Below are 1,360 nucleotides of genomic sequence, written 5' to 3'. Positions count from 1 at the left end.
GGATGAACCCCATTTAGTTAAGCCATCATCTTTTGACTGGCATTCTTACCCTGCTACCATCACCAATGAAAGTGGTGTAACAGTAGCTTCTTCCGTTGATTTTGTAGAGTTCGAGGTAACTAAGAATGATATTCGCAGTGGCAATGCAGTCATCGCTGTGAAAAACGAATATGGCATTACGATGTGGTCGTGGCACCTATGGTTTGCACCCGAAAGCGCACTCAACACCATTGCCTGCACCAATTACCAAGGCCATGTCTACAAGTTTACCGAAGAGACCCTCGGAATGAAGTACACCGCTTGGAGCAGTTCAACTTACTCCACGCCACGCAGCATCAAGGTAAAAGTCGTTCAGGAAACACCTAATGGCGGAACAAAGCAAGAAGCAGTGTTTACCATCATGCAGAATCCGGGTGATATGCGACAGGGTATTGCAGCATATTACCAGTGGGGACGCAAGGATGCTTTTCCTGGGACAGATGACAACTTAGAGGGTACTTTCAATAAGAATGCCGGTGACAATATGTCCATCACCAATGGCATTCAGCATCCCGAGAACTTCTACACAGACGGTAGCTCATGGAGCAGCAATCCTCCTTCCGGTTACACCTATTACAATCTTTGGTCAATGGATAATACTGGTATCGGTTTCAACGACAATGCTGTCTTTAAGACCATCTACGACCCCTGCCCTGCAGGCTTTAAGATACCCGCTTCTAATGCCTTCACCGGATTTACTAAAACTGGTTATCCCTCCAATCAACAACACGAATTTAATGTCAATGGTGGTTGGGACAACGGCTGGATATTCAACAATAAGATAATCAGCCCCGATGCTACCGCATATTTCCCTGCTTTAGGTGCCCGCAACTATCACAATGGTTTGCCGGAGACCATAGGTGCCTATGCCTATTATTGGTCGGCCGTTCCATACAGCTCGGACTACGGTTGCGCTTCGAATTTCACTCAGTTGGCCATAGGCCCACTCGGTGGATTTCGGCCATTTGGCTACGCGGTGCGTCCCGTGGCAGAATAAATAAAGGGAAAATAGAAACAACGGACAAATAAAGATAAAAAGATGAAATACAAACCCCATCACCTATCGGCGAAGCCCGCCCCGAAGCATTACGTCACCATCAGCCGCCGCTCGGCCGCAGAAAAGGAAGCCATGCGGCAACTCATGAAAACGACGCAAGCACCGAAGCTGACGCAAGAAGAGGCACAGGCAATCACCGACGGAATAAGCATATTGCCAGAAACAATGATGGCAGCTGTCTCAAACCGAATATATCTTAATTTCCTGCACAACGGAAAGGAAAGACGCGGAAACAGTTAAAAAGCAGAGGTTTTTCGGCTTGCC

At 47.5% G+C, this 1,360-nt stretch carries 1 protein-coding gene and 1 pseudogene; both read left to right on the top strand.

The window, feature by feature from the left end:
• A pseudogene (locus HMPREF0658_RS02925) lies at positions 1-1,036 on the top strand (hypothetical protein); the annotation flags it as partial.
• Positions 1,037-1,078: 42 nt separating this feature from the next.
• The gene (locus HMPREF0658_RS02920) at positions 1,079-1,336 is read left to right on the top strand and encodes a hypothetical protein (RefSeq protein ID WP_006948434.1); all 258 of its coding nucleotides are present in this window, start codon (positions 1,079-1,081) and stop codon (positions 1,334-1,336) included.
• Positions 1,337-1,360: the final 24 nt, after the last annotated feature.

Origin of the sequence: Hoylesella marshii DSM 16973 = JCM 13450, from assembly GCF_000146675.1 — a bacterium.
GTDB classification, from domain to species: Bacteria; Bacteroidota; Bacteroidia; order Bacteroidales; family Bacteroidaceae; genus Prevotella; species Prevotella marshii.
The sequence above is the reverse complement of the archived record's forward strand: the minus strand, read 5'-3'. Positions and strand labels throughout refer to the sequence as shown.